Annotated in this window: 22 protein-coding genes; 6 read left to right on the forward strand and 16 right to left on the reverse strand. The window is 65.5% G+C overall.

The genetic code is table 11. The features are described 5' to 3' along the window. Positions 1-63: 63 nt before the first annotated feature. From KI612_RS15235 to KI612_RS15270, 8 genes are all read right to left on the reverse strand, one after another. A complete protein-coding gene (locus tag KI612_RS15235) occupies positions 64-900 on the reverse strand; it encodes an NYN domain-containing protein (RefSeq protein WP_226440916.1) in 837 nt (278 codons plus the stop codon). Between the two features lie 280 nt (positions 901-1,180). Then, a complete protein-coding gene (locus KI612_RS15240; protein WP_226440917.1) occupies positions 1,181-2,113 on the reverse strand; it encodes an alpha/beta fold hydrolase in 933 nt (310 codons plus the stop codon). A 2-nt stretch (positions 2,114-2,115) separates the two neighbouring features. Next, complete coding sequence (locus KI612_RS15245; RefSeq protein WP_226440918.1) at positions 2,116-2,763, reverse strand: response regulator; 648 nt, start codon at positions 2,761-2,763, stop codon at positions 2,116-2,118. After that, a complete protein-coding gene (locus KI612_RS15250; RefSeq protein WP_226440919.1) occupies positions 2,760-4,124 on the reverse strand; it encodes a HAMP domain-containing sensor histidine kinase in 1,365 nt (454 codons plus the stop codon). Before KI612_RS15250 ends, KI612_RS15245 begins: the two co-directional genes overlap by 4 nt. 2 nt (positions 4,125-4,126) lie before the next feature. Next, on the reverse strand, positions 4,127-6,430 hold the full coding sequence (locus KI612_RS15255) for a TonB-dependent receptor (RefSeq protein WP_226440920.1): 2,304 nt from the start codon (positions 6,428-6,430) through the stop codon (positions 4,127-4,129). After that, positions 6,427-7,194 (reverse strand): energy transducer TonB, encoded by a 768-nt coding sequence (locus tag KI612_RS15260; RefSeq protein ID WP_226440921.1) that lies wholly within the window; start codon positions 7,192-7,194, stop codon positions 6,427-6,429. Before KI612_RS15260 ends, KI612_RS15255 begins: the two co-directional genes overlap by 4 nt. A gap of 78 nt (positions 7,195-7,272) precedes the next feature. Then, on the reverse strand, positions 7,273-8,211 hold the full coding sequence (locus KI612_RS15265; protein ID WP_226440922.1) for a quinoprotein relay system zinc metallohydrolase 1: 939 nt from the start codon (positions 8,209-8,211) through the stop codon (positions 7,273-7,275). After that, a complete protein-coding gene (locus KI612_RS15270) occupies positions 8,208-8,987 on the reverse strand; it encodes a quinoprotein dehydrogenase-associated SoxYZ-like carrier (protein WP_226440923.1) in 780 nt (259 codons plus the stop codon). The genes KI612_RS15265 and KI612_RS15270 overlap by 4 nt, the downstream gene beginning before the upstream one ends. A 414-nt stretch (positions 8,988-9,401) precedes the next feature. Between KI612_RS15270 and KI612_RS15275 the strand changes: the two genes are divergently transcribed. The 3 genes from KI612_RS15275 to KI612_RS15285 all read left to right on the forward strand — a co-directional run bounded on the left by KI612_RS15275 (position 9,402) and on the right by KI612_RS15285 (position 13,014). Continuing rightward, positions 9,402-11,186 carry a PQQ-dependent methanol/ethanol family dehydrogenase gene (locus KI612_RS15275; RefSeq protein WP_319002956.1) on the forward strand — a complete coding sequence of 595 codons (1,785 nt, stop codon included), beginning with the start codon at positions 9,402-9,404 and terminating at the stop codon, positions 11,184-11,186. A 246-nt stretch (positions 11,187-11,432) separates the two neighbouring features. Beyond that, positions 11,433-11,771: a helix-turn-helix domain-containing protein gene (locus tag KI612_RS15280; RefSeq protein ID WP_226440924.1), complete on the forward strand. Its 339-nt coding sequence runs from the start codon at positions 11,433-11,435 to the stop codon at positions 11,769-11,771. After that, the gene (locus tag KI612_RS15285; RefSeq protein ID WP_226440925.1) at positions 11,752-13,014 is read left to right on the forward strand and encodes a type II toxin-antitoxin system HipA family toxin; all 1,263 of its coding nucleotides are present in this window, start codon (positions 11,752-11,754) and stop codon (positions 13,012-13,014) included. The genes KI612_RS15280 and KI612_RS15285 overlap by 20 nt, the downstream gene beginning before the upstream one ends. A gap of 75 nt (positions 13,015-13,089) precedes the next feature. Here KI612_RS15285 and KI612_RS15290 read toward each other — a convergent pair whose 3' ends face one another. The 3 genes from KI612_RS15290 to KI612_RS15300 form a co-directional block, all read right to left on the reverse strand. Continuing rightward, positions 13,090-13,551 carry a c-type cytochrome gene (locus tag KI612_RS15290; protein ID WP_226440926.1) on the reverse strand — a complete coding sequence of 154 codons (462 nt, stop codon included), beginning with the start codon at positions 13,549-13,551 and terminating at the stop codon, positions 13,090-13,092. Between the two features lie 5 nt (positions 13,552-13,556). Next, positions 13,557-14,126, reverse strand: coding sequence for a pentapeptide repeat-containing protein (locus KI612_RS15295; RefSeq protein WP_226440927.1), 570 nt, complete (start codon positions 14,124-14,126; stop codon positions 13,557-13,559). A gap of 124 nt (positions 14,127-14,250) precedes the next feature. Continuing rightward, positions 14,251-16,119 carry a methanol/ethanol family PQQ-dependent dehydrogenase gene (locus KI612_RS15300; RefSeq protein WP_226440928.1) on the reverse strand — a complete coding sequence of 623 codons (1,869 nt, stop codon included), beginning with the start codon at positions 16,117-16,119 and terminating at the stop codon, positions 14,251-14,253. Positions 16,120-16,325: 206 nt separating this feature from the next. Here KI612_RS15300 and KI612_RS15305 point away from each other — a divergent pair, with 206 nt between their 5' ends. The 3 genes from KI612_RS15305 to KI612_RS15315 are packed head-to-tail and all read left to right on the forward strand — an operon-like array spanning position 16,326 to position 19,169. Further along, positions 16,326-17,609 carry a sensor histidine kinase gene (locus KI612_RS15305; RefSeq protein WP_226440929.1) on the forward strand — a complete coding sequence of 428 codons (1,284 nt, stop codon included), beginning with the start codon at positions 16,326-16,328 and terminating at the stop codon, positions 17,607-17,609. A 28-nt stretch (positions 17,610-17,637) separates the two neighbouring features. After that, on the forward strand, positions 17,638-18,285 hold the full coding sequence (locus tag KI612_RS15310; RefSeq protein WP_226440930.1) for a response regulator: 648 nt from the start codon (positions 17,638-17,640) through the stop codon (positions 18,283-18,285). A 32-nt stretch (positions 18,286-18,317) separates the two neighbouring features. Beyond that, positions 18,318-19,169: a cache domain-containing protein gene (locus KI612_RS15315; RefSeq protein WP_226440931.1), complete on the forward strand. Its 852-nt coding sequence runs from the start codon at positions 18,318-18,320 to the stop codon at positions 19,167-19,169. An 83-nt stretch (positions 19,170-19,252) separates the two neighbouring features. Here KI612_RS15315 and KI612_RS15320 read toward each other — a convergent pair whose 3' ends face one another. From KI612_RS15320 to KI612_RS15340, 5 genes are all read right to left on the reverse strand, one after another. Continuing rightward, complete coding sequence (locus KI612_RS15320) at positions 19,253-20,860, reverse strand: methyl-accepting chemotaxis protein (protein ID WP_226440932.1); 1,608 nt, start codon at positions 20,858-20,860, stop codon at positions 19,253-19,255. 127 nt (positions 20,861-20,987) lie between these two features. Then, on the reverse strand, positions 20,988-21,368 hold the full coding sequence (locus KI612_RS15325) for a SirB2 family protein (RefSeq protein ID WP_226440933.1): 381 nt from the start codon (positions 21,366-21,368) through the stop codon (positions 20,988-20,990). Continuing rightward, complete coding sequence (locus KI612_RS15330; protein WP_226440934.1) at positions 21,365-22,660, reverse strand: hypothetical protein; 1,296 nt, start codon at positions 22,658-22,660, stop codon at positions 21,365-21,367. The genes KI612_RS15325 and KI612_RS15330 overlap by 4 nt, the downstream gene beginning before the upstream one ends. A 26-nt stretch (positions 22,661-22,686) precedes the next feature. Further along, positions 22,687-22,926 (reverse strand): DUF2249 domain-containing protein, encoded by a 240-nt coding sequence (locus KI612_RS15335; RefSeq protein ID WP_226440935.1) that lies wholly within the window; start codon positions 22,924-22,926, stop codon positions 22,687-22,689. Further along, positions 22,923-23,369, reverse strand: coding sequence for a hemerythrin domain-containing protein (locus tag KI612_RS15340; RefSeq protein ID WP_226440936.1), 447 nt, complete (start codon positions 23,367-23,369; stop codon positions 22,923-22,925). Before KI612_RS15340 ends, KI612_RS15335 begins: the two co-directional genes overlap by 4 nt. Between the last annotated feature and the right edge of the window lie 18 nt (positions 23,370-23,387).

Here is a 23,387-nt window from a genome sequence, read left to right on the forward strand (position 1 = left end):
TTCGCTAGTTGCCGTTCGGCTTCATTCAAAACATCAATTACGACTGAAGCCCACTTGCTTTGATTACTTTGCCCGGAGGTAGAGTTGTTTTTGGGTCTGTCCGCCAGGTGGTAAGCGCTCCTCGGTAACGAACAAATCTGCCTTTGCCTTTACGAGGTCGGACAATTTCTTAAAGCCGTATACCCGAGAGTCGAAGTCAGGCTGGAGCTTCGTCAGATAGCTGCCAAATGTTCCCATATGAGCCCAGCCACTCTCATCGGAGGATTGCTCGAGGGCTGAAAGGACAAATTCCTTCGGAAAAACAGGTGGTGTTACCACCGCTGGACTAGCTTTGCTTTCTACCGCAGGAGCTGCATCAGATTTCGTTGGTGCCACCTCTGGCTCTGAAGTAGGTCGGCGCAGGACTTCCGTGAGAATGAATTTATTGCAAGCATTACGAAAAGCGTCTGGGGTTTTTTGCTCGCCAAAACCTAAGACGAGTAGTCCTTCTTCGCGAATTCGAGTGGCTAGGCCGGTAAAGTCGCTATCACTGGTAATGAGGCAGAATCCGTCCAAACGCCGCGTATAGAGCAAATCCATTGCGTCGATAATGAGAGTGCTGTCAGTCGCATTTTTCCCGGTTGTGTAGGCGAACTGTTGAACTGGCTTAATCGCATATTTCTGAAGAACCTTTTTCCAGGATGAGCTATTCGGAGAGGTGAAATCACCATAAATCCGCTTGACCGAAGCCTCACCAAAGCGTGCGACTTCGCCTAGTATTCCTTCAATTACAGCGGCTTGTGCGTTATCGGCGTCAATGAGCACCGCTAGTCGAAGAGTGGGTTCTTCGGATTCAATCTTTGCTACGAGTCGTGGGGAAACCATTGCAGCACCTGAAGTGACCAGTGAAGACGAAATCATAGTGCATACGCACCTGGATTTTCACGGTGCATTTGACACATTCAGGAGGTTCGCCGCTCAGACTAGGCTCGATAGAAAAAAACGACAGATTTCGGAGCCACTGCGGACCTATGCTGCATAAGCACCGAAAGTCAGCTAATGCCGAACTGCTGCAAATGAGTAACTCAGTCGAATGACCGCTCCAATTAGATCCCAGCCACGAAACCGTTGAGCAATTCAGCGGCTCCCCAGCCAAAACCGCCCGCCCCCAGCGGTCGACCATCCAAAATCGCCGTTTTCCCTAGCCCGCCACGCACTCGGCGACCCAGCCCAGAGCCTTGCTGCAGGCGCGGGTGATGGGCGGGGAGTAGCCGTGGCCGGCGCCGGCGACGGGTAGCCAGGTGGCTTCAGGCCAGGCGCGGTAGAGCGTGCGGGCGATGTTGGGGGAGCAGACCGGGTCGGCGGTGCCGTGCACGATGGCGGCGGGGATGTGGCGGATGCGGTCAATGCCGTCGAGCAGGCGGCCGGGCGCGATGAAACAGTCGTGCAGCAGGTAGTGCAGGCGAACGCGGGCCTGCGCGACTTGCGCGGCGTCGGGCGGCGCGGCGAGCGGCGGCACGCCGTGCTGTGCCCTTTCGTAATCGAGCCAGGCGCGCACCGCGGCAGCGGCGGCCTGCGGCTCGGGGCCGAGGATGCGGCGGGCGTAGGCGGCGAGCAGGTCGTCCTGCTCGGCAGCCGGCATGGCGGCGGCAAAGGCGGCCCAGCCGGCGGGTGGCGTGGCGTTGCTGCCCTGGACGTAGGCGGCGATTTCGCTACGCGAGCCGAGAAAGACGCCCTGCAGGACAAGGCCCTGCACGCGCTCCGGAAAGAGTTGGGCATAGGCCAGCGCCAGCAGGCTGCCCCAGCCGCCGCCGAAGACGATCCAGGCCGAGAGGCCGAGCGCCTCGCGCACGTAGTCGAGATCGGCGACCAGGTCGGGCGTCGTGTTCGCCTGCAGTGCGCCGTGAGGCTGGCTATGGCCGCAACCGCGCGGGTCGGGCAGGATGGCGTGAAAGCGCTGCGGATCGAAAAGCTGGCTCAGTTGCGGCGCGCAGCCGGTGCCCGGACCGCCCGGCAAAAACAGCACCGGCAGGCCGTCGACCGCGGCGCATTCCTCGACGTACACGACATGGCCATCGCCGACCGCCATCTGGCGGGCACAATGTGTCTGGCGGGCGGCAAGCTGCCTGTTCAATCTCAGGCCTCAAGCAAGCCGTTGCGCAGGGCAACCAGCGTCAGTTCGCTGGCGTTGCTGACATTGAGCTTCTGCTTGATGTGATAGAGATGCGTGCCGACCGTGCTCGGGCTGAGGCAGAAGCTGGCCGCCACGTCATTCACCGAGCGCCCTTCGGCGAGCTTCATGAACACCGCCAGTTCCTTCTCGGTCAGCGTGTCGACCGGGTTGTCGGAACCGGCGAGCTGGGCCAGTGCGACGGTCTGCGCCAGCGCCGGGTCGAGGTAGCGGCGACCGCCGGCAACCTGGCCGACGGCGCGCAGGAACTCCTCCGGCTCGGCGCGTTTGCACAGGTAGCCGCGCGCCCCGAGGCGCAGGGCGCGTACCGGCACGATGTCGTCGTGATGCGCCGAGAGCATCAGCACCTGCGCCTTCGCCTCCCAGGCGAGCAGGCGTTCGAGCGCGGCGAGGCCGCCGATGCCGGGCATCGAGACATCCATGACGACGAGGTCGGGCTGTACTTCGGCAAAACTGCGCAGCGCCGATTCGCCGTCGGCGCATTCGGCGACGACCTCGGCGCCGGCGCCTTCGAGCAGCAGGCGAAAGCCGAGCCGGACGATCGAGTGGTCATCGGCGAGCAGGACGCGGACGCCCTTGAGTGCTGGATTCATGCGGTTTCCTCCAGGGAAAGCGAGAGCGGCAGGCAGGCTTCGAGGGCGAAGCCGCCCGCGGCCCGGTTGTTGAGTACGAGTTTTCCGCCGAGCAGCGCGATGCGCTCGGCCATACCGGTCAAGCCGAGACCGCTGCCAGCCTGGGCCGACCGGCTGCCGCGGCCACGGCCGTTGTCACGCAGGGCGATCTGCAGGACATCGCCCTGGCGCCGGATGTCGAGTTCGACGCGGCTGGCGCCAGCATGCCGGGCAACATTGGTCAGGCCTTCCTGGACGATGCGCAACACGGTCTGTTCGACGACTTCGCCGAGCGCGCCATCGCCCGGTGCGACGCTGCTGCGCAGTTCGATGTCTTCATGCTGCAGTTGCCAGGCGAGCAGGCTGCGTTCGAGGCGCGCCGCCAGGCTGCCGCTGGCGGGCGGACGCAGGCGATGCAGGATGCCGCGCACACCTTCCTGCATCTCGCCGGTCACCGCGACGATGCCCTGCGCCGGCGCATGCAGCGCCGGCTGCTCGGCGCTGCGCTGGACGATGGCGCCGGCCAGGGCGCGCACGGCGGTGATGCCTTGCGCCAGCTCGTCGTGCAGTTCGCGGGCGATGGCGCGGCGCTCCTCGTCGAGCCGGGCCTGCAGATGTTCGCCGACTTCGCGCTCGGTTTCGAGCCGGACATTGCTGTCGACCGCTGCCGCCAGCCGGTCGGCCATGCCGTTGAAGGCGCGCGACAGGCGACCGAGTTCGGGCGTCGCGAAGACCGGCAGGCGGGTATCGAAACGCCCGGCGCCGGTCCGGTCGAGCGCCTGCATGACCTGGGCGAGCGGGCGCAGGGCGCGGTCGAGGGCGCGCCGCGTCGCGAAGAAGAGCAGGCCGAGCAGCGCCAGCGCCCAGCCGCTCATCGCCAGCAGCTCGTCCCAGGCATCGAGCAGGGAGCGCGAGGCGTCCGGCGTCAGCAGCAGTTGCAGTTCGCCGACGGCCAGCCGGCGCGGCGCCAGCTCGGGTTCGAGCACGGCGGCAAACGCTGCCGGCACGCTGCGTCCGGCCTTGTAGGTCGGTGGCGGCGACTTGTAGAGACGCGTACCGTCGGCAGCAAAAACCTCCAGCGCATTGGCGCGGATGCGGCCGAGCGGACGGACCATGCCGAGCATGCGCGCTTCCAGTTCGACCGCCGGCACGCCCTGCATTTCGGCACTGAGCGCGGTCAGCCATTGCAGCGAAACGCGGTTGGCGGCTTCGACTTCTTCGTGGATCGCCTCGCGTGCGCCGTGCAGCCAGAGGCCGGCCAGCACCAGCAGCAGGCTGGCGGCAAAGCCGGTCAGGACGAGGCTGATGCGGGTGTGCAGACTGGCCGGGCGCAGGCGACGCATGTTCAGCTCCCGAAGGCGACGCGCAGGCCGAGCCAGGCGGCGCGCGGCGCGCCCGGCGCGACGAAGGTTTCACGCCGCCAGTTGGCCGAATCGATCTGGAAGGCACCGCCGGCAAACGGGTTCTCGGCGAGCGCCCCTGCCGTCGCATAGCGCTTGTCGAAAACGTTGTTGAGCTTGGCGAACAGCTGCCAGCCGCCGCCCAGGCGCACTTCGGCATTCAGGTTGAGGATGGCGTAGCCGGGAATCTTGCCGGCGCCGTCGTAGGTGCGCGTCGTGCCGAGACTGTCGGTGTACGTGCCGGCCTGGTGCTGGTTGTTTTCGTTGCCGCGCGCGTACTGGCTGGAAAAGGCCTGGATATCGCCGCCGACGCGCAGCCAGTCGGTCGACTGCCAGGAAAGGCCGATTTTCAGGCTGTGCGCCGGCAAACCGGGCAGGCGGTCGCCCTTCTTCACGTAGATTTCGTCGTCCTGGCCGCCGCCCGTGCATTCCGGCGCCGTGCCACGCGTGCTGTTGTTCTCGGCCAGGATACAGGCGGCGGACTGGAAGGTGGCGTGCAGCCAGCTGTAATTGGCAAACCAGTGGACGCTGCGCCGGCGGCCGTTGATGCCGAGTTCCAGCCCCTGGCGCTGCGTCTTGCCGAAGTTGGTGAAATAGCCGGCGCTGGTCGAGGTGCCGACGAAGAGGATGTCGTTGGACGAAACAGTACGGTAGACGCCGGCATTCCACTCGATATTGCCGGCCAGCCGGCCGCGCAGCCCGGCTTCGACGGTGCGCGCAATGACCTGCTTGAGATAGGGATCGGCCGCCATCGAGTTGGGCAGGGTGCATGGATTGGCCGGATCGGCGCAGCCCAGTTCGATCGGCGTCGGGATGCGGTTGCCCTGGCTGAAGCCGGCGTAGGCATTGAGCGCCGTCGCCGCCTGCCAGCTGATGCCGAGCGCCGGGTTGAGGCTGCGGTAGGAATGGTTGCCGTCGAGATTGGGCGCCACCGGGTTGAGTTCGTCCTGCGTCGTGACCCGGCTCTGGTTGTAGCGCAGCGACGCGGTCAGATGCAGATCGGGCTGCAGGCGGATGGTGTCGGTGGCGAACAGGCTGGCCGTGCGCGTCATGCCGCGCAGACGGTTCTCCTCTTCGGCCGGCGCCAGGTTCGACACATCGCGCGTCGCATCGATGACGCCGAGTTCCTGCGTCTGCTGGAAACGCATGCGGGCATGGTCGTAGGAGACGCCGAGGGTCAGTTGCTGCCGCTCGCTGCTCAGGTTCCACTGCACGGCACCGCCGCTGCCGAACTGGCGGGTACGGGTGCGGTTGTAGGCGCCGGATTCCTGGTTGGAGACGCCGTCGAAAACGCCGTCCTCGAATTCGTCGTTGACGTCGCCGTTCAAGGTGCGCGTCTGGTTGTGGCGGACATAGACATTGCCCGACAGGCTCTGCGTATCGCTCAACCACAGGCGGCCGGTGAGCGCGAGCTGGGTCAGGTCGTTGCGCGTGCGATCCGGGTGCGTGAACACCTGAGCGCGGCGCTCGGCCCACATCGATTCGGGCAACAGGCCGTTGCCGGTCATTCGGGTCAGGGCGCGGCTCAGGCTGAGGTCGGCCTCGCCGGCGGCGCCGCGCACGGAGAGCTTGGCGAACAGGTTTTTCGCATCCGACTTCGAGTGATCGCGCCAGCCGTCCTCGCGGAACCAGTCGCCGCCGACATACCAGCCCAGCGTGCCGTCGTTGCCGCCGTGCTCAAGCTCGAGATTGCTGCGCCCGAAGCTGCCGCCGGACAGTTCCATCTTGCTGCCCGGCTGGCTGAAACCGCTCTTGGTCCGGATGGAGAGCGCGCCGCCCAGCGTGTTCAGGCCGAACAGCGGGTTCGAGCCGGGCATCAGTTCCATGCCGGCAATCGCCGAATGTGGCAGCAATTCCCAGTTCACCGTGTCGCCGAAGGGCTCGTTGACGCGCACGCCGTCGACATAGACCGACAGGCCCTGCGCCGTGCCGAGCAGCGGCGAGGCGGTGAAGCCGCGGTAATTGAGATCGACCTGGAAGGGATTGCCCTGGATCTCGTTCACGTTGACGCTGGGCAACTGGCGCGCCATGAACTCTGGCAGGTTGAGGCTTTCCTGTTCTTCGAGCTGGCGGCTGCCGACCGACTGCACATTGGCCGGCACCTGCCAGCGCGGAATGCCGAGGCCGGCCAGCGGCGAGTTGCCGATCACCTCGACGGTGGCGGTTTCGATCAGGTTTTCGGCGGCCAGGGCCGGGCCGAAAGCAGCGGCCAGCGCGAGGCCGAGGGCGGATTTGGGGATTTGTCTCATGTTGTTTTTTTGAGTTTGTAATTGACCGGGACCAGCACCTGAATCTCGTTGCCTTCCAGCGCCGCCGGCAGCGCCGGCAGGCCGGACAGCTCTCCGACCATGGCCAGCGCGTGCTGATCGAGAATGCCGTAGCCGCTCGAACGCTCGACTTCGATATGCAGCAGGTTGCCCTTGCGCGCCACGGTCAGGCGCAGACGGACCTCGCCCTCCCAGCCGCGCAGGGCGGCGACGCGCGGATATTCCTGGTGGCGCGCGAACAGTTCGGCGAGCTGGCGACGGTAGGCGGCGAGCAGATCGGCCTGCGCCGGTGCAGCCGCAGCGGTCGACGCCGGCAAAACGGCATTTTCCGCAGCGGGCCGGGCGCTGGCGGCAGCGGGCACGACAGGAGCGGCTGCGACGGGAACAGCGGCCGGCGCGACAGGCGGTGCAGGCACACGCACCGGATCGGCCGGCCCGGCAGCCACCAGGACGCGCGCAGCCGCCTTCGGCTGCGGGCGCGGCGCAGGCTGCCGGACCTCTTGGGGGAGCGCGCCGGGCGCGGCTCCGGATGGGGTGGCGGCCATGGGCCGCAAGCTGGCGACGATGGGAGGCAACTCGAATGCCAGCGGCCGGCGCGGCGCCTGCGTCCAGGCGAGCAGGCCGGCATGCAGGGCAAGCGAGGCGAGCAAAATGGCCAGCAATTTACGGTCGACCGCCGGGAAATGCTCAAAACCTGACGGAAAGCCAAGCACCGGGGAAACGGTTCGCGATTTATTGCTGCTCATGCAAACCCCTCCCCAGCCCTCCCCTTTTCAGGGGAGGGAGCCCAAACCGATGGGCATACAAGGATAGGCGGCAGCTTTTCAGTGCGCATGCGGCAGGGCCTCGATTTCGGCGGCCGGGAAGAGATGCCCGACCGAGCGCCGGTATTCGCTGGCGCCCTGCGCCATGCCGGCAAATTCGGCGGGCAGCGGTCGGGCCAGCACTTCGTTCATGTCGAGACCGGCAGCGGCGGCCTCGCGCATGGCGCTCTGCAGCCAGGTCAGCCAGGCGCGCGTCTGGCGGATCGGCGCCGCATCGCGCGCCACGGCGCCATGGCCGGGGACCAGCGCGACGAAGCCGGGTTCGCGCGTGAGTGCTTCGAGTTGGTCGAGCGCCTGCAGCCAGTGCGCGACGTCGGCGTGCGGCGTGGTCGGGGCGCGGCCATTGAAGACCAGGTCGCCGGCGAACAAAACGCCGCTTTTTTCGTCGTAGACCGCCAGATCGGCGCCGGTGTGGCCGTTCAGCGCGATCAGGCGCAGGCGGCGCCCGGCGACCTCGAGCGGGCCGGCGCCCAGACTGCGCGTCGGCACGACGACCTCGGTGCCGCGCATCCAGTCGCCGCTCATCCGGAACAGGTTCTCGGCAAAGGCGTTGCCGTCGGCGGCGATGCCCTGCGCGGTGGCCGGCAAGGCGGCGAGCGGCAGGTCGGCAAAGGCCTGGTTGCCGAGGAAATGATCGGGGTGATGGTGGGTGTTGATGGCGAAGACGGGCGGCAGCGGCGTGACGGCGGCAATCGCCTGGCGCATCTGGCGGCCGTAGCGCAGCGAGGGCCCGGTATCGATGACGATGACGCCGGCCGGCCCGACGATGAAAGCGGTATTGACGATATTGCCGCCGTTGACCGTATCGAAATCCTCGGTCCGGCCGATGAAGGCGTACACGTCGGACGCCACGGCCTGCGCCTTGAGCGCGTAGTCGTAGCCGGCGGCGCCGGCGGGCGCCACGGCAAGAATCAGGAGAGCGGCGAGCAGGCGTTTCATGGGGCGATGCGCGCTTCGAAGCGATTGCCGTTGTTGTCGCGCCCGGCGCTGATCACGGTCTGCCCGGCGACGCCCGGTTGCAACGTGAATACCGGGTTTTCGGCGACCGGCTCGAAGGTGCGCAGGCGCATCAGGCGATGACCGGCTTCGTCGCGAAACTCGATTTCTTCCAGATGAAAGGCCGGCGTGCCGGCGACCAGACCGGTGTCCATCGGATGCACGATGCGCAGGCGCAGACGGCTGGCGTTGGGGCCTTCCGACCATTGCCGGCCGCTCACCTGGTTGAGGCTGGCCTGCCAGTCAGGCGTCGCCTTGCCGGCGGCCGGCGCGGTGCAGCCGCCGCCGACGGTATTCACCCAGGTGCCGCCGACATGCCAGACGCCATCAGCGGTGCGTGCCGCGGCGCGCACCGGCGTCGATTGCTGCAGCTTGACGCGAAAGCCGAGCAGCGCGGCGGCGCTTTCCGGGTAGAAGCGCAGCACTTCGACAATGGGATTGAAATCGGCGAAGACGACCACCTCGACAACGCCGGGCAGACCGCTCGCATCGACGGTGACCGGCACCTGCATGGGGTTTTCGGCGGTGGACGGGGCGATCACCTTGATGCGCGGATCGAACAGCACCGGCGCGTCGGCCAGGAAGCTGCGCCGCATGTCTTCCCAGCGTGCCGAGGCGAGCGGGTCGCCCTGCTCGCGCAAGGCCGCCGCGTCGGCCGGCGACATCAGCGCCGCCAGCGCCAGTGCCGCCACACTCAGGGGGTAGTTGATCTGTGCCATGCCTGTCTCGCTCCTCTTGCCCTTGCGGGTCTCTATGGCGGGAATGTCTGCAAGCGGCGTGCCAATCAGCAAGGAGAAGGCGCGACGGGCCGCCAGCCGGGGCAAAAACGATTTATCGCCTTTTCCGGCGGTCGACCGCTGCGCGGCTGATTGCGCAAGTTTGGAACAGTTGCCCTCATTTGCAGCAATCGCCCTGCTCCGCCGGGCGGCCAGCGGTCGACCGCCAAAAATCGGCAAAAACGCCCGCCACCGCGGCCTGGCAAGGCGCACGCCGGGCAATGGCACGCGCCTTGCAATCCGGGCCAGCAGTCAGCGAATCGTTCCAGGGAAAGGGAAGGCATTCGCCGGCAGGTCATGCCGAACGCGGCCGCAGGGCGGTCGTTCGGCGCCTATGAATAATCAAGGAGACAATCCATGCACATTTGTAAATCCCCACGGCAGCGCAGCCTTGCCCTGGCCCTGGCCGCCTCGCTGGCGATCGCCGGCAGCCCGGCCCTGGCCACGGTGACCGATGCCGACATCGTGAACGACGCGAAGACCACCGGCGACGTCGTCAGCTTCGGCCTCGGCACCCAGGGCCAGCGCTTCAGCCCATCCACGCAGATCAATACCAAGACGGTCAAGAACCTGGTTCCGGCCTGGTCGATGTCCTTCGGCGGCGAGAAACAGCGCGGCCAGGAGTCGCAGCCGGTCGTCCATAACGGCAAGATGTTCGTCACCGCGTCGTACAGCCGCCTGTTTGCGGTCGACGTCAAGACCGGCAAGAAATTGTGGAAATACGAGCATCGCCTGCCCGACGGCATCATGCCCTGCTGCGACGTGATCAACCGCGGCGCCGCGCTGTACGGCGACCTCGTCTATTTCGCGACGCTCGACGCGCAACTGGTCGCCCTCAACCAGAACACCGGCAAGGTCGTCTGGAAGGAAAAGCTCGGCGATTACGCCGCCGGCTACTCCGCCACCGCCGCGCCCATCGTCGCCAAGGGCAAGCTGATCACCGGCGTTTCCGGTGGCGAGTTCGGCGTTGTCGGCCGCATCGACGCACGCGACCCGCTGACCGGCAAGCTGCTGTGGACGCGCCCGACCGTCGAAGGTCACATGGGCTATGCCTGGGACAAGGACGGCAACAAGCTCGAGAACGGCATTTCCGGCACCACCAACGCGACCTGGGAAGGCGACCTGTGGAAGACCGGCGGCGCTGCCACCTGGAACGGCGCCACCTACGATCCGGAAACCAACCTGATCTTCGCCGGCACCGGCAACCCGGCCCCGTGGAACAGCCACCTGCGCCCCGGCGACAACCTGTTCTCGTCCTCGACCGTGGCGATCGACGCCGACACCGGCAAGATCGTCTGGCACTTCCAGAGCACGCCGCACGACGGCTGGGACTTCGATGGCGTGAACGAGTTCATCTCCTTCGACTTCAAGGACCCGAAGACCGGCAAGATCGTCAAGGCCGGCGCCAAGGCCGACCGCAACGGCTTCTTCTTCGTCAACGACCGGACCAACGGCAAGCTGCTCGGCGCCCATCCCTTCGTCAGGAAGATCACCTGGGCCACCGGCTTCAACCTGGAAACCGGCCGTCCGAACTACATCGAGGAAGGCCGCCCGGGCAACCCGGCGGACGAAGCCGATGGCAAGAAGGGCAAGGTCGTCTTCTCGGCCCCGTCCTTCCTCGGCGGCAAGAACCAGCAGCAGATGGCCTACAGCCCGCAGACCGGCCTCTTCTACGTGCCGGCCAACGAGTGGTCGATGGACATCTGGAACGAACCGGTCGCCTATAAAAAGGGCGCCGCCTACCTCGGCGCCGGCTTCACGATCAAGGCCATCCACGACGACTACATCGGCGTGCTGCGCGCCATGGACCCGGCGACCGGCAAGATCGTCTGGGAAAACAAGAACTACGCGCCGCTCTGGGGCGGTGTGCTGACCACGGCCGGCGGCCTGGTCTTCTACGGGACGCCGGAAGGCTTCCTGAAGGCACTCGACGCCAAGACCGGCCAGGAACTGTGGTCCTTCCAGACCGGCACCGGCATCGTTGCCCCGCCGATCAGCTGGGAACAGGACGGCGTGCAGATGATCGCCGTCACCACCGGCTGGGGCGGCGCCGTGCCGCTCTGGGGCGGCGACGTCGCCAAGCGCGTGAACTTCCTGGAACAAGGCGGTTCGGTCTGGGTGTTCAAGCTGCACAAGAACTGAGTTTTGCCACCTGACGCGGGGGCAGATGCCCCTGCCGACAACGGCGTACCGGCGCAAGCGGGTACGCCGTTTTTGCGTGCTGGCGGGGCGTCGACCGCTGGCGCTCACTCGCACGCATGGAACCGCTGTTTTCGCTACGCGCAGCAAACCCGGCTGACCGGAGATGGGATGGTGGAAAGCGGGTACACAAACCCAACATAGCTGATAGACTGACCACTAAATAACTTAATCGCCAGTTTATTAACCATGCCACGCTCGACCAACAGTATCAATGCCCTGCCGCCCGAAGCGCTTGCGATGTTGAAAGACCTCGGCCTGCGCCTGCGCGCCAGGCGTCTTGCCGGGAACATGACGCTGGAACAGGCGGCCGAGCGCTTGCTCTGCTCGCCGACCACCTATCGCGCGCTGGAAAGCGGCAAGCCGACGGTCAGCCTGGGTTTGCTGGCGCATGCCCTGTGGCTGTTCGGGCGCCATGAAGACATCGAGCAACTCAGCCCGCTCGACATCGGCATGCTCGGCAACAAGCGTAGCCAGCGGGCACGCCCGAGCAGCAAAGGAATCGGCAATGACGAACGGGATTTCTGAAAGCACGCTGTACGTCGGTCTTTACCTGCCGGGGGAAGAGTCACCGACGACGGCGGCCCTGCTCAAGCTCGAACGCAACAACCTGCAGGAAAGCGGCCATCTGGCTTACGGCCTGGGCTATCTCGAACGCCCTGCTGCGCTGGCCCTGAATCCGCTGCACCTGCCTTTGCAACGCGACACTTTCCGTCTGCCGGCACGTCTGCTGCGCGACGGCGGCGCCTTGCCGCTGAGCATCAAGGATGCCTTACCCGACGCCTGGGGACTGCGCGTACTCGCCAATGAACTCGGTGGCCGCCTGCCGAGCGAGCGCGAACAGCTGTTGCTGACCAACGAGGATCGCATTGGCGCCATGGTTTTTTCCGCAAGCCGGGAGATGCCGCCGCCGGCCGAACTGCCGCACCACGAACTGGCGCAACTGGCCGATGCCGTCCGCCGCCTGCAATACGACATGGAAATCCCGCCCCCGCTCAAGCGCCTGCTGCTGCGCGGCGGCAGCCTGGGCGGCGCCCGCCCCAAGGCGTCGTTTACACACGAGCATGCCTTGTGGCTGGCCAAGTTTCCGGCTGCCGGCGATCCACTCGACATTCAGACGCTCGAAGCCACCGCCCTCGGCCTCGCCATGCGCTGTGGCATCCAGGTACCGCAGTTCATGACCCTGCCGGTCGGGCGCGGCGAAACGGCCTTTCTTTCGCGGCGTTTCGACCGCTTTGGCCAGGATGCGCAGCAGCGCCTGCATTACCTGTCGGCCAGCGCCCTGCTCGATATTCCCTATGAATCGAGCGCCGGCAGCTACGTCGAGTTCGCCCGCGTCATCCGTCGCCTCAGCTTGCGGCCGGGCGCCGACTTGAAGGAACTGTTTCGCCGCATGCTCTTCAACCTGCTGATCGACAACACCGACGACCATCTGAAAAACCACGGCATGCTTTGGGCCGGACAAGACCGTTACGTTTTGTCGCCGGCCTTCGACGTCGTCCCGCAACTGACCAATCTCGGCTACCAGATGCTGTCGATCGATGGCACAACGCAGGAATCGAGTCTGGCGCTGGCGGTCCAGTCGGCGGCGCATTTCGATCTTTCGGCCGATCAGGCCAGCGCGCTGATCAGGGAAATGGCCGGCATCGTTTACGGCCAGTGGTGGCTGCATGCCAAGCTGAACGAGGTGCCGGATGCGTTGCGCAAGCGCCTGCAAAGCTGTTTTGAGCGGCAAAAGGAAATCATCGGGGCCGGCAAGTTCGCTTACTGAAGGGATCGGACAGCAAGCAGCAAGAAGGCGGATTTACCTGATTTTTGCCTGTTTTTTCTTGTCGACCGCAGGACATCATTCGCGCCCTCGGCTCGCCTGCGCCTCGATGAAGGTCTGGATGGCCCAGGCCAGTTCCTGTTTGAGCACGCCCTGCCAGGGTGGCATGTGGGTGACGCCGACGATGACCTTGCCGTAGCGCACCGACTTGGCGAACCAGGCGTCGTTGTCGCGCATGCAGGCGGCGTTCAGTTCGGCGTCGTCGATCCGCCGACAGTAGCGGTTGATCTGGCGCAGGTCGGGGGCCGGTGCCGCATTGGTCGCCGCATCGGCGCCGTGACAGCGGGCGCAGGCCTGGTTGTAGGCGGCCCGCCCGACGCTGACGGCGGCCGGCTGGCCGCGGTAGGGATTGGCTTCGAGCCAGGTTTCGCCGAGCGGCGCCAGACCATCCGGCGCAACGTCGGGAGCGACGGCGACTTCGTTGGCATGGATGGCGGCACTGAACAGCACCGCACAAAACAGGGGAAAAAGTTTGCGCATGGGTCTCACCAGTCGGTCGGACAGGCGCGGCAGCCTGTGAAATCGGCATCCTGGAATACCGTGTAGCGGCGGTAGCTGCCGGAAAGATCGGCACCCTGGAAGTTGACCGTGAAGAACTTGCTTTCCTGCAGGTTGGTGTCGACCAGGCGGGCGCCGATGAACCAGGCGAAATTGGCCTTGGCCGCCTCGAGGTTGGCGCCGCTCAGGTCGGCATTGGAGAAATCGGTCCGGAAGAGGCGGGCGAATTCGAGATCGGCACCGACCAGGCGGGCGCCGCGAAAAGTTGCGGTCGGCGCGCTGACCTTGTTGAGACGGGCCGCCGTCAGGTCGGCGCCGTCGAGATTGGCGCCAGCCAGGTTGGCGCCGCGCAGATCGGCACGCGCCAGCTGGGCTCCGCGCAGGTCGGCCCCGGCCAGGTTCTTGCCGGCCAGGTTGGCGTGGCGCAGGTCGGCACCGGCGCAGCGGGCGTGCGGCCAGATGCCGCAACCGTTGATCACCGTCGGCGCGAAAGGCTCGGCAGCCTGGCTAGCGGTCGACACGAAAAAAAGGGCAAAAATCAGGGAACGCAGTGTCATTGCAGAATCATCCATTGCCGGCCAGGCCCCCGACCCGACCGCCGACACCCCATGCCGGTGCCGGCGGCCATCGCCAACTGCCGCAGGGAGACGGCAGCTGCTTGGGCCGGAAGACTGCGCCGTGCTAGCGCTTGAGCGATTTAGGCAGCTTGAAGACCCACATCGAGCCGCCCTGCGTCACCTGCTTGGTCAGGTCGGCGAGGTCGCCGCCCCAGAGCGGCACGGCGCCGCCGTAGCCGGACTGGATGCCGACGAACTGCTCGCCGTCCATTTCCCAGGTGATCGGCACCGAGACCACGCCGGAGCCGGTCTGGAACTTCCACAGCTCCTTGCCGTTCTTGGCATCGAAGGCCTTGACGTAGCCGTCCGAAGTACCGGTGAACACGAGACCGCCGGCGGTGGTCATGGTGCCGGCCCAGAGCGGGAATTTCTCCTTGTGCTCCCAGGCGATCTTGCCGGTTTTCGGATCCAGCGCGCGCAGCGTGCCGACGTGGTCGTCGAACAGCTTCTTGATGCGGAAACCCTGGCCGAGGTAGGCCGAACCGGCCTTGTAGGTCAGCTTTTCCGTCCAGTAGTCCATCGCCCAGTGGTTGGCGGGAATGTAGAACAGCTCGGTCTGCGGGCTGTAGCTCATCGGCATCCAGTTGGTGCCGCCCAGGAATGGCGGCGAGACGAACACCGAATCGCCCTTCTCGGCGCCTTCCTTGGGCAGCGGCGGCCGGTTGCCCTTCTCGATCGGCCGGCCGGTCTTGAGATCGAAACCGGAAGCCCAGGTAATGCCTTCGACGAAGGGCCAGGCACCGATCAGCGCCGTCGGCTTGTTCGGGTAGCCGGCACCGCTGGTCAGCTTCTCGCGGTCGGTGACGAAGAAGAACCCGTTGCGGTCGGCGTGCGCCGAAGCCTTGACCGGCTTGCCGGTCTTCGGATCCTTGTATTCAAAGAGGACGACCGAGTTGTTGCCGGAGAAGTCCCAGGCATCGTTCGGGGTGTGCTGGAAGAAGCCCTTCAACTCGCCGGTGCTGGCATCGACATAGGCCTGGCCGGAGGTGAACAGGCTGTCCCAGTTGCGCGGATCGTCGCCTTCCTTGGTGCGGTGCCAGGTGTTCCACGGGGCCGGGTTGCCGGCGCCGATCACCACCATGTTCTTTTCGACGTCGTAGCTGGCCGTCTGCCAGGGCGCGCCGCCGCCGTGGTTCCAGGCGTCGACGAGCTTGCCCTCCTTGTCGCGCGGCCAGGACGGCGCTTCCTTGTCGCCGGTCGGGGTCGATTCCTTGCCGTTCAGGCGGCCCATGTGGCCTTCGACCATCGGCCGTGCCCAGACTTCCTCGCCGGTATCCGGATCGCGCGCGAACAACCAGCCGACGACGCCGAATTCGTCACCCGACGAACCATGCACCAGCAGCACCTTGCCGCTCTTCTCGTCCTTGACCACGAAGGGCGCGCCGGTCATCGTGTAACCGACCTTGTGATCGCCGAATTTCTTGCGCCAGGCGACCTTGCCGGTGTCCTTGTCGAGCGCGACGATGCTCGCATCGAGCGTGCCGAAGTAGATCTTGTTGCCGTAGATGGCGGCGCCGCGATTGACCACGTCGCAGCACGGACGGATGTCGTCGGGCAGGCGGGCTTCATATTCCCAGAGGCGTTTGCCGGTACGGGCGTCGATCGCGAAAATGCGCGAATACGACGCGGTGACGTAGATCACGCCGTCGTGCACCAAGGCCTGCGCTTCCTGGCCACGCTGTTTTTCGCCGCCGAAGGAGAAACTCCAGGCCGGCACCAGATGCTCGACGTTTTTGGTATTGACCTTGCTCAGCGGGCTGAAGCGCTGCGCCTTGAGGCCGAGACCGTAGGACAGCACGTCGCCGGTCGTCTTGTCGTCATTGAGGATGTCTTCCCAGCTCACCGTCTTGCCGGCCTGGGCCGGAGCGCAGAAGCAGGCGGCGAGCAGTGCGGCGAGCAGGGTCGGGCGGGGGTTGAAGCGGTTCGGTTTCATGTTTTCCTTTGTCTCCTGGATGATTTTCTTGCGTCCCCGTCGGTCGGGCCGGCCTGGCTTGGGCAGCAGGCGAGCCGAGTATTCATCCGGCGCGGGCCGCCCGTCTCGGGAGAAGCTCACCGGCAAACCGGGAAATCTTCCCGGTCATCCGGGCCGCCGGTATGAAACCTGCTGTAGGACAGGCAACCTCATTCCGGAGTCTGGCAATGGATCTGCGCAAACGCCTGCTGCAAACACTCGGTGCCCTGCTCGGCGGCCTGCTGGTGGTTGCCCTGGCGATCAACCTGTATTCCCTGCGCAGCGACATCTCCACCGAAACCGCGGCCTCGGCCCGCCTCGCCCATCTGCTCGGCGCCGTCGCCGCGCTCGACCCGGCCCTGCCCGCCGCCGCGGCCGAAGCGCAGCTACGTGCGCTTGCCGCCGACGCCGCCTTGCGCCACCTCAATATCGCCTTCGACGCGGCCGCCCTGCCCGCCCCCGAGCACGGTGGCCTGGCCGGGCTACTTGCGCCGACGGCATCGGCCGCAGTCGAGCACGTCGTGCTCGGCACGCGCACGCTGCATATCGCGCCCAACCCGGCCTCGGAAATCGACGAGCGCCTGGGTGACAGTGTTCGACTATTGATCACCCTGCTGCTCTTTTCTGGAGCAACCCTGCTGCTGGCCTGGTGGTCGGCACACCGGGCGCTGAGTCCGGTACGCGAACTGGAGGCCGGACTGAAACGGCTGGCCGACGGCGATGCCGATCCCGCCCTGCCCGCCTTCCGGCTCCACGAATTCCGCCGCGTCGCCGGTGCCATCGAGGCGCTGGCTGCCGCGCTCAAGGCATCGCGCGCTGCCCGGCGCGACCTGGCGCACCAGTTGATTCGCGTCCAGGAAGAGGAGCGCCGGACTTTGGCAAGGGATTTGCATGACGAGATGGGGCAGACGCTGACCGCCTTGAACGTGACAGCGGCGCATCTTGAACGCCATGCAGGGCAACTCTCACCGCTCAAGGTTGCCGCCTGTGCCGGCGAGTTGCGCCGCGACCTGCGTCAGGGTGGCAGCCAGTTGCGCCAGATGCTCAAGTCGCTGCGCCCGCACGGGCTGGATGCCGGCGGTCTGGGCGGTGCCTTGCGTGAACTGGTGGACGCCTGGCAGGCGCGCAGCACCGGCATCCATTTTCACCTGCACCTGCCGGGCGAGCTGCCGGCGCTCTCCGACGAGGCGGCGCTGGCGCTCTACCGGGTGGTGCAGGAGGCGTTGACCAACGTCGTCCGGCACAGCGGCGCGCGCTTCTGTGCGGTCGGACTGGTGGCGGTCGACGGCGAAATCCGGGCCGAAATCGTCGATGACGGTTGCGGCCTGCCGGACAGCGTCCGTCCCGGTCGCGGCGGCCTGCTCGGCATGGCCGAACGGCTCGAGATGGTGGGCGGACGCTGGCTGGCGAGCAATGAGAAAACTGGCGGATTGCGCCTCTGCGCAGTCCTGCCGCTGGCAGTACCGGGGTAGGACACCGTAGAACAACAAGGAGACAAACATGATACGCATCGCCCTGATCGACGACCACGCCGTGGTCCGCACCGGCTATCGCCGGCTGCTCGACGCCGAACCCGGCCTGCAGGTGGTCGGCGAGGCCGCCAGCGCCGACGAGGCGAACGCGCTGGCGCTGCGCTGCCGGCCCGATGTCGCGCTGGTCGACCTGAGCCTGAAAGGCAGCAGCGGCATCGAGGCGATCCGCGGCATGCTGGCCCGCCTGCCGGCCCTGCGCATACTCGTGCTGTCGATGCACGACAGCGCCGGGCACGTCACGCAGGCGCTGAAAAGCGGCGCGCACGGCTATCTGACCAAATATTGCGAACCGGAGGACGTGATCGCCGGCATCCGCCGCGTCGCCACCGGTAAACGCGTCTTTTCGCCCGAAATTGCCGAGATCCTGGCGCGCGAGGCGATCGACGGCGACGCCCCGCTCAAGCAGCTGACGCCGCGCGAATTCGAGGTCCTGCGCCTGCTCGCGCACGGCGAGCCGGCCAGCGTGATCGCCAGTTCGATGCATTTGAGCCCGAAGACGGTGCTCAACTATCTTTCGCTGATCCGGCAGAAGCTCGATACCGACAGCGACTTCAAGCTGCTTCACCTGGCCGCCCGGCACGGCCTGGTCGATATTCGCCAGGGCATCGGCGCCTGAAATACCCAAACCAACGTTACGGAGACCTAGCAATGCACAAGAAACCCACCCTCGGCCTGGCCGGCATCGTCCTGCTCGCTGCCAGCACCCTGGCCACGGCCGGCGAACACGCGACGCCGCGCGAGGCCCGCGCCCTCTTCGACCAGGCGGTCAAACACCTGCAGGCGAACGGCCCGGACAAGGCCTGGCCGGCCTTCAACGAACGCAAGGGGCCGTTCGTGCGCAAGGACCTCTATGTCTATGTGATCGACCGCCAGGGCACCTACGTTGCCAACGGCGCCGCCCCGGACAGCCTGATCGGCCTCAAGGTGCTCGATACGGTCGACGCCGCCGGCAGCCCGATTTTCCGCCAGATGATCGCGGTCACCGACAAGCAGCCGGAAGCGCGCATCCGCTACGTCTGGCTCAACCGCAAGAGCAACCATGTCGAACCCAAGGTCGCCTGGCTGCATCGCGAGGGCGACTACATCCTCGGCGTCGGCTACTACGCGCCGCGGTCGACCGCCGACGATGCCCGCAAACTGCTCGACGCGGCCAGCGCCGAGGTGCGCAAGTCAGGCATCCGCAGCGCTGCCGGCAAGTTCAACGACACACGCGGCAGCTTCGTACGCGACGATCTCTATGTCTTCGCCGTCAATCTGGAGAGCGGCAAGTTCGAGGCGCACGGCATGAACCCGAAATGGGTCGGCACCGATGCCAGCGACCTGCACGATGTCGAAGGACATCCGCTGATCCGCGAAATGATCGACCTGGCCCGGAGCAAGGGCGAAGGCACGGTCGATTACGTCTGGCGCAACCCGGTGACCAATGCGGTCGAGAAAAAGCGCACTTTCATCCGCCGCGAAAACGGCAGCCTGATCGGCGTCGGCTTCTACAGCGAGTAATTCGGGCAAAAAAACGCCCGCTCCATCAGAAGCGGGCGCTATCAGGGAACATCCGGCCCCCCGACCGGGTGTTCGGCACGCGCTCAGACCCGATACTGGGCCACGACCCGATGCATTTCCTCGGCCAGACCAGCGAGTTCGCCGGCGGTGTCGGAGGTCGCACTCGATGCCGAGCTGTTTTCTTCCGACATCTGGGCAATATGTTCGACCTGCTGCGCGATGCTGGTGCTCGCCATGCTCTGCTCGCGGATCGCATCGCTGATGTCGCCGACCATGTCGACCGCCTGGCGCGAACTGCTGCCGATTGCCTGGATCGCCACATTGGCCTGCTCGGCACTGCTGACGCCGGCTTCGACCTTGTCCACCACCTGGCGGATACCCTGCACGGCAGACTGGGCACTGGTCTGCATTTCGGCAATGGTCTTGCCGATTTCCTGGGTCGATTGCGTCGTCCGCTCGGCCAGCTTGCGCACTTCGTCGGCAACCACCGCAAAACCGCGCCCCTGCTCGCCGGCCCGCGCCGCTTCAATCGCGGCATTGAGCGCCAGCAGGTTGGTCTGGTCGGCCACTTCCTTGATCACCGCCACAACATGGCTGATGCGCTCGCTCTGCTGTTCGAGGCAGGCAATCTGATCGGCGGCGCTGCGCACGGTTTCGGCAATGCCGTTGATGCCGCTGACGGTCTGACCGATGATCGCCTCACCGCGTTGCGCCTGCTCGCCGGACGACAGCGACAATTCATTGGCTTCACGGGCGCGGTCGGCAACGTGGTTGATGCTGACCGTCATTTCCTCGACCGTTGCCGCCATGCTGGAAGCCGCTTCGCTCTGCTGCGACGAGGCAATCGACATCTGGGTCGAAGAGGTTGCCACCCGGTTGGCCGCCGAATTCACTGCTGTCGTATGCCGGGAGATTTCCTTCAGGCTGCCCTGCAGGCGATCGAGCAGGCGGTTGAAGGCGCCGGCCGCCTTGGCCACTTCGTCTTCACCCTTGACCGGCAGACGGCCGGTAAAGTCGAGCGAGCTTTCGATACGCGTAAAGATGTCGGCCATGCCGCCCAACGACGAGGTGACATGGCTGTAGAGCAGGAAGCCCATCGTCCCGGTCAGCGCCATGGCAAGCAGGATGACCAGCGTTGAAACGATCTTGCCGCTCGAATAGGCATCGGTCGCCTTCTGCACTTCAATTTCGGCCAGATCTTCGTTGTACTTGGCATGCGCCTCGATGTTCTCGCTGATCTTCTTCGAGATTTCACCGGCCGGCCCCATGCCGGCCTTGGCCTTGTCGGGCTGGCCAGCCTTGGTCGCCGCCAGAGCGACGTCAAGCAGCGGAATGTAATCCTTTACCAAAGCACGGGTCGTGTCGAGGTACTGCTTGTCCTTGTCGTCGCTGAGCAGCTTTTCATAGTCGCGAATATGCTGATCAATCTCCTGCTTGGCGGCTTCAATCCGCTTTTCGTAGGTCGGGCGCTGTTCTTCACTGCTGACCAGAAAGCCGAGCACGGCAACCCGCAAGCGCAGGAAGCTGCTGTCCATGCTGGCCACCTTGCGTATGCTCGGAATCGAATTCTCATGGGCATAAGCCAGATTGTCATTGATCGAGCCCATCTGGCGCAGACCGAACAAACCAACCACGATCAGCCCGGCAACAGCCACCAGAATCAATATGGCCAGGCGTTTGGCAATAGTCATTTTTTCTCTCTCCCCCAATTAACGCAACATATTACTTTGCGCATACTAAACTGGGTTCAGAAGAAAAACGAGTCATTGCGCGCGCCAGCCAGGCAAGCGCCGAAATAATTGTCCGGAACGCCCCCGGCTACAGCCAGGGCAGGACTTGCCGGGTCAGGGCGACGCTGACAATGTAGGCATAGGCGAGTACCGCCAGGAAAAGGAACAGGATGCGCCCGTTTCTGTGCCTGCAGCGCTTGAGCGCCAGCGCGCCGCAGACGATATAGACGAGCAGGCCGCCCAGTTTGGCGCTCAGCCAGTCCTGCGCCAGCGGATACTGGCCGCTAGTCCAGGCCAGCCAGAGGGCGCTGCCAAGCAAGAGACTGTCGAGCAGATGCGGCAGGCGCCGGGTCAGACGCGCCTGCAACAGCGGCGAGGAACGCAGCATCCAGAAGCCGCGCAAGGCAAAGCCGAGGCCGCTCAGCACGACACAGCCGACATGCAGGTATTTGACCGCGAGATAACTCATGCCGCCAGTTTCTCGCGGATCACGGCGCCATGCTGCCGGTAACGCTGCAGCGCCGCCAGCAGATTGAAAGCCAGCCCGCCGCTGGCCAGCATCAGCGCCAGCCCGGCTGGCCGGGCCAGCCACTCGGGAAGGACGACCGCAGCGAGCAACAATACGACAGCCAGCAACCAGGCCTGCATTTGGCGCTGCATGGCGAGGTCGGGCAGGATGCGGTTCATGTTGGGCGCCGGCAGCTTGCCCTGCCCCTGGTTCTGCAAATGCAACCAGGCGAGAAAAGGCACGATCTTGTAGAGCATGCCGATGATGAAAGGCAGAAAGCCGCCGGCGAGCAGCAGAATCCCGAAAAACAGGGTCCAGCCGGGCAACTCGGCAAGTTTGGGCGCGAGCGCAGCGGTCAACAGCATGCAAAGGGCAAAAATGCTCGCGACCAGACCGAGTTGCCAGTAACGATACGTTGCATCGGCGCGCGCCCGCCGCCGCTGTCCTTGCAAACGCAGGGTCAGGCCGGCAAAGGCCAGCCCGGCCAGCGCCAGCGCGACCTGCGCCAGGCGGACCAGCCAGGGCAGCGCGAGCCCCACGGCCAGACTCCATAACAGCAGCAGGACAATGATCAGCAACGGGAACAACCAGCCCGGCCGCGCCGGATAACCCGGCGTCAGCTGGAACATCGGCACCACGACATAGGCCACGGCGGCCAGCAAGACACCGGCCCAGCCGGCCAGGCCCCAGCCGGCATGCAGATCGGTCAGTTCCGGCAGGGGCAAGGCCCAGCCGCGCGCCATGGCCAGCGCCAGCACGATACCGAGGGCGACTACGGTCAACAGGCCAAAAAGTGCCAATTTCAGACCGCGTATGGTCGGGCTGGTCGACGGCACGCCGAACAGGGCGCGCCCGGCGGCAAGCAGGAAGACGAGTACGCTGATGCCGAGCAGCCCGGCGCCGATTTCGAGCAGCAGCGGTTGTCCGAAATAAAACCCGGCCGCCAGCAACAGGGTGCCGCCGCTCAGACCGGGATGAACGATGGCAGCCACGTGCAGCGGCTGCGCCAGGTTGGCGCCGGCAACCACCGGCAGGATCTGGATCAGCGCGCCCAACATCACCTGCAGCATGAAGCCGATGGTGATCAGGTGCGTCGCCGCCAGTGTCGCCGGCAACCAGCGCGAGGCAAACAGGTCGGCCCCGTCGATCAGCAGCAGCAAGCCGGCAAGCAGGGCGAACAGCGGTGCGGTGATGAAGAAGCGCAGCGGCGCGGCAAAGGGCGGCGCGTTTTCGAAGGAGAGCAATGCCTGCATGGAAAAAAGCCGCTCGTTTCGGCCGTTCAGCGTGAAATCAGGATTTCGAAAGTACCGTCGGGCAACAGTTCGGTGCGGTAGGCATGCCCGTTCCGGGTCAGGACCTGGTAGAGCGGATGCGGCTCGCGGTAGAGCAGGAGCAGCATCTTTTCGCCCGGCTGCAAGGTATCGAGCATTTCCATGGTGTGCACGAATGGCTCCGGCGGCTCCATGAAGCGGGCGTCGACGACATGTGGCGTTTTGGCGTGCAGCGGGGCCTCACTCATGCCAGGGCAAGGTCGCTGTTCAGGCGTTCGAGCACGGCCGGCAGCTCGCCCGGCAAATGCTGGTCGCACATCGGGTAGAGGATGTTCTCTTCCTTCATGTTGTGCTGCTGCATCATGATGACCAGGGTTTCGGCCACGCCGAGATAGTCGTCGGCATTGCCGGCCGCCAGGGCTGCGCTCGCCTCGTCAAGCAGGGTACGCATCTGGGCGTGCTCGAGGCGCATGACCTGGGTCGGCCCCATGCTCATGCCGGTCTTCGCCTCGAAAGTCGGGAACAGCGTCTTTTCCTCGGCATCGAAATGCGCCAGCATCGCCTGCCGGAAGCAGGCAAAGGCCGCGGCGGCCGTGCTCGTCTTGTGATCGGCCATCGCCTCTTCGGCAACGGCGAAAAGATCGTCGCAATGGCGGTGATCGTCGGTCATCAGGCTGCGGATAGTGGTCATGGCGGGCTCGCTGCGTTG

It is taken from the genome of Quatrionicoccus australiensis, assembly GCF_020510525.1.
GTDB classification, from domain to species: Bacteria; Pseudomonadota; Gammaproteobacteria; order Burkholderiales; family Rhodocyclaceae; genus Azonexus; species Azonexus australiensis_B.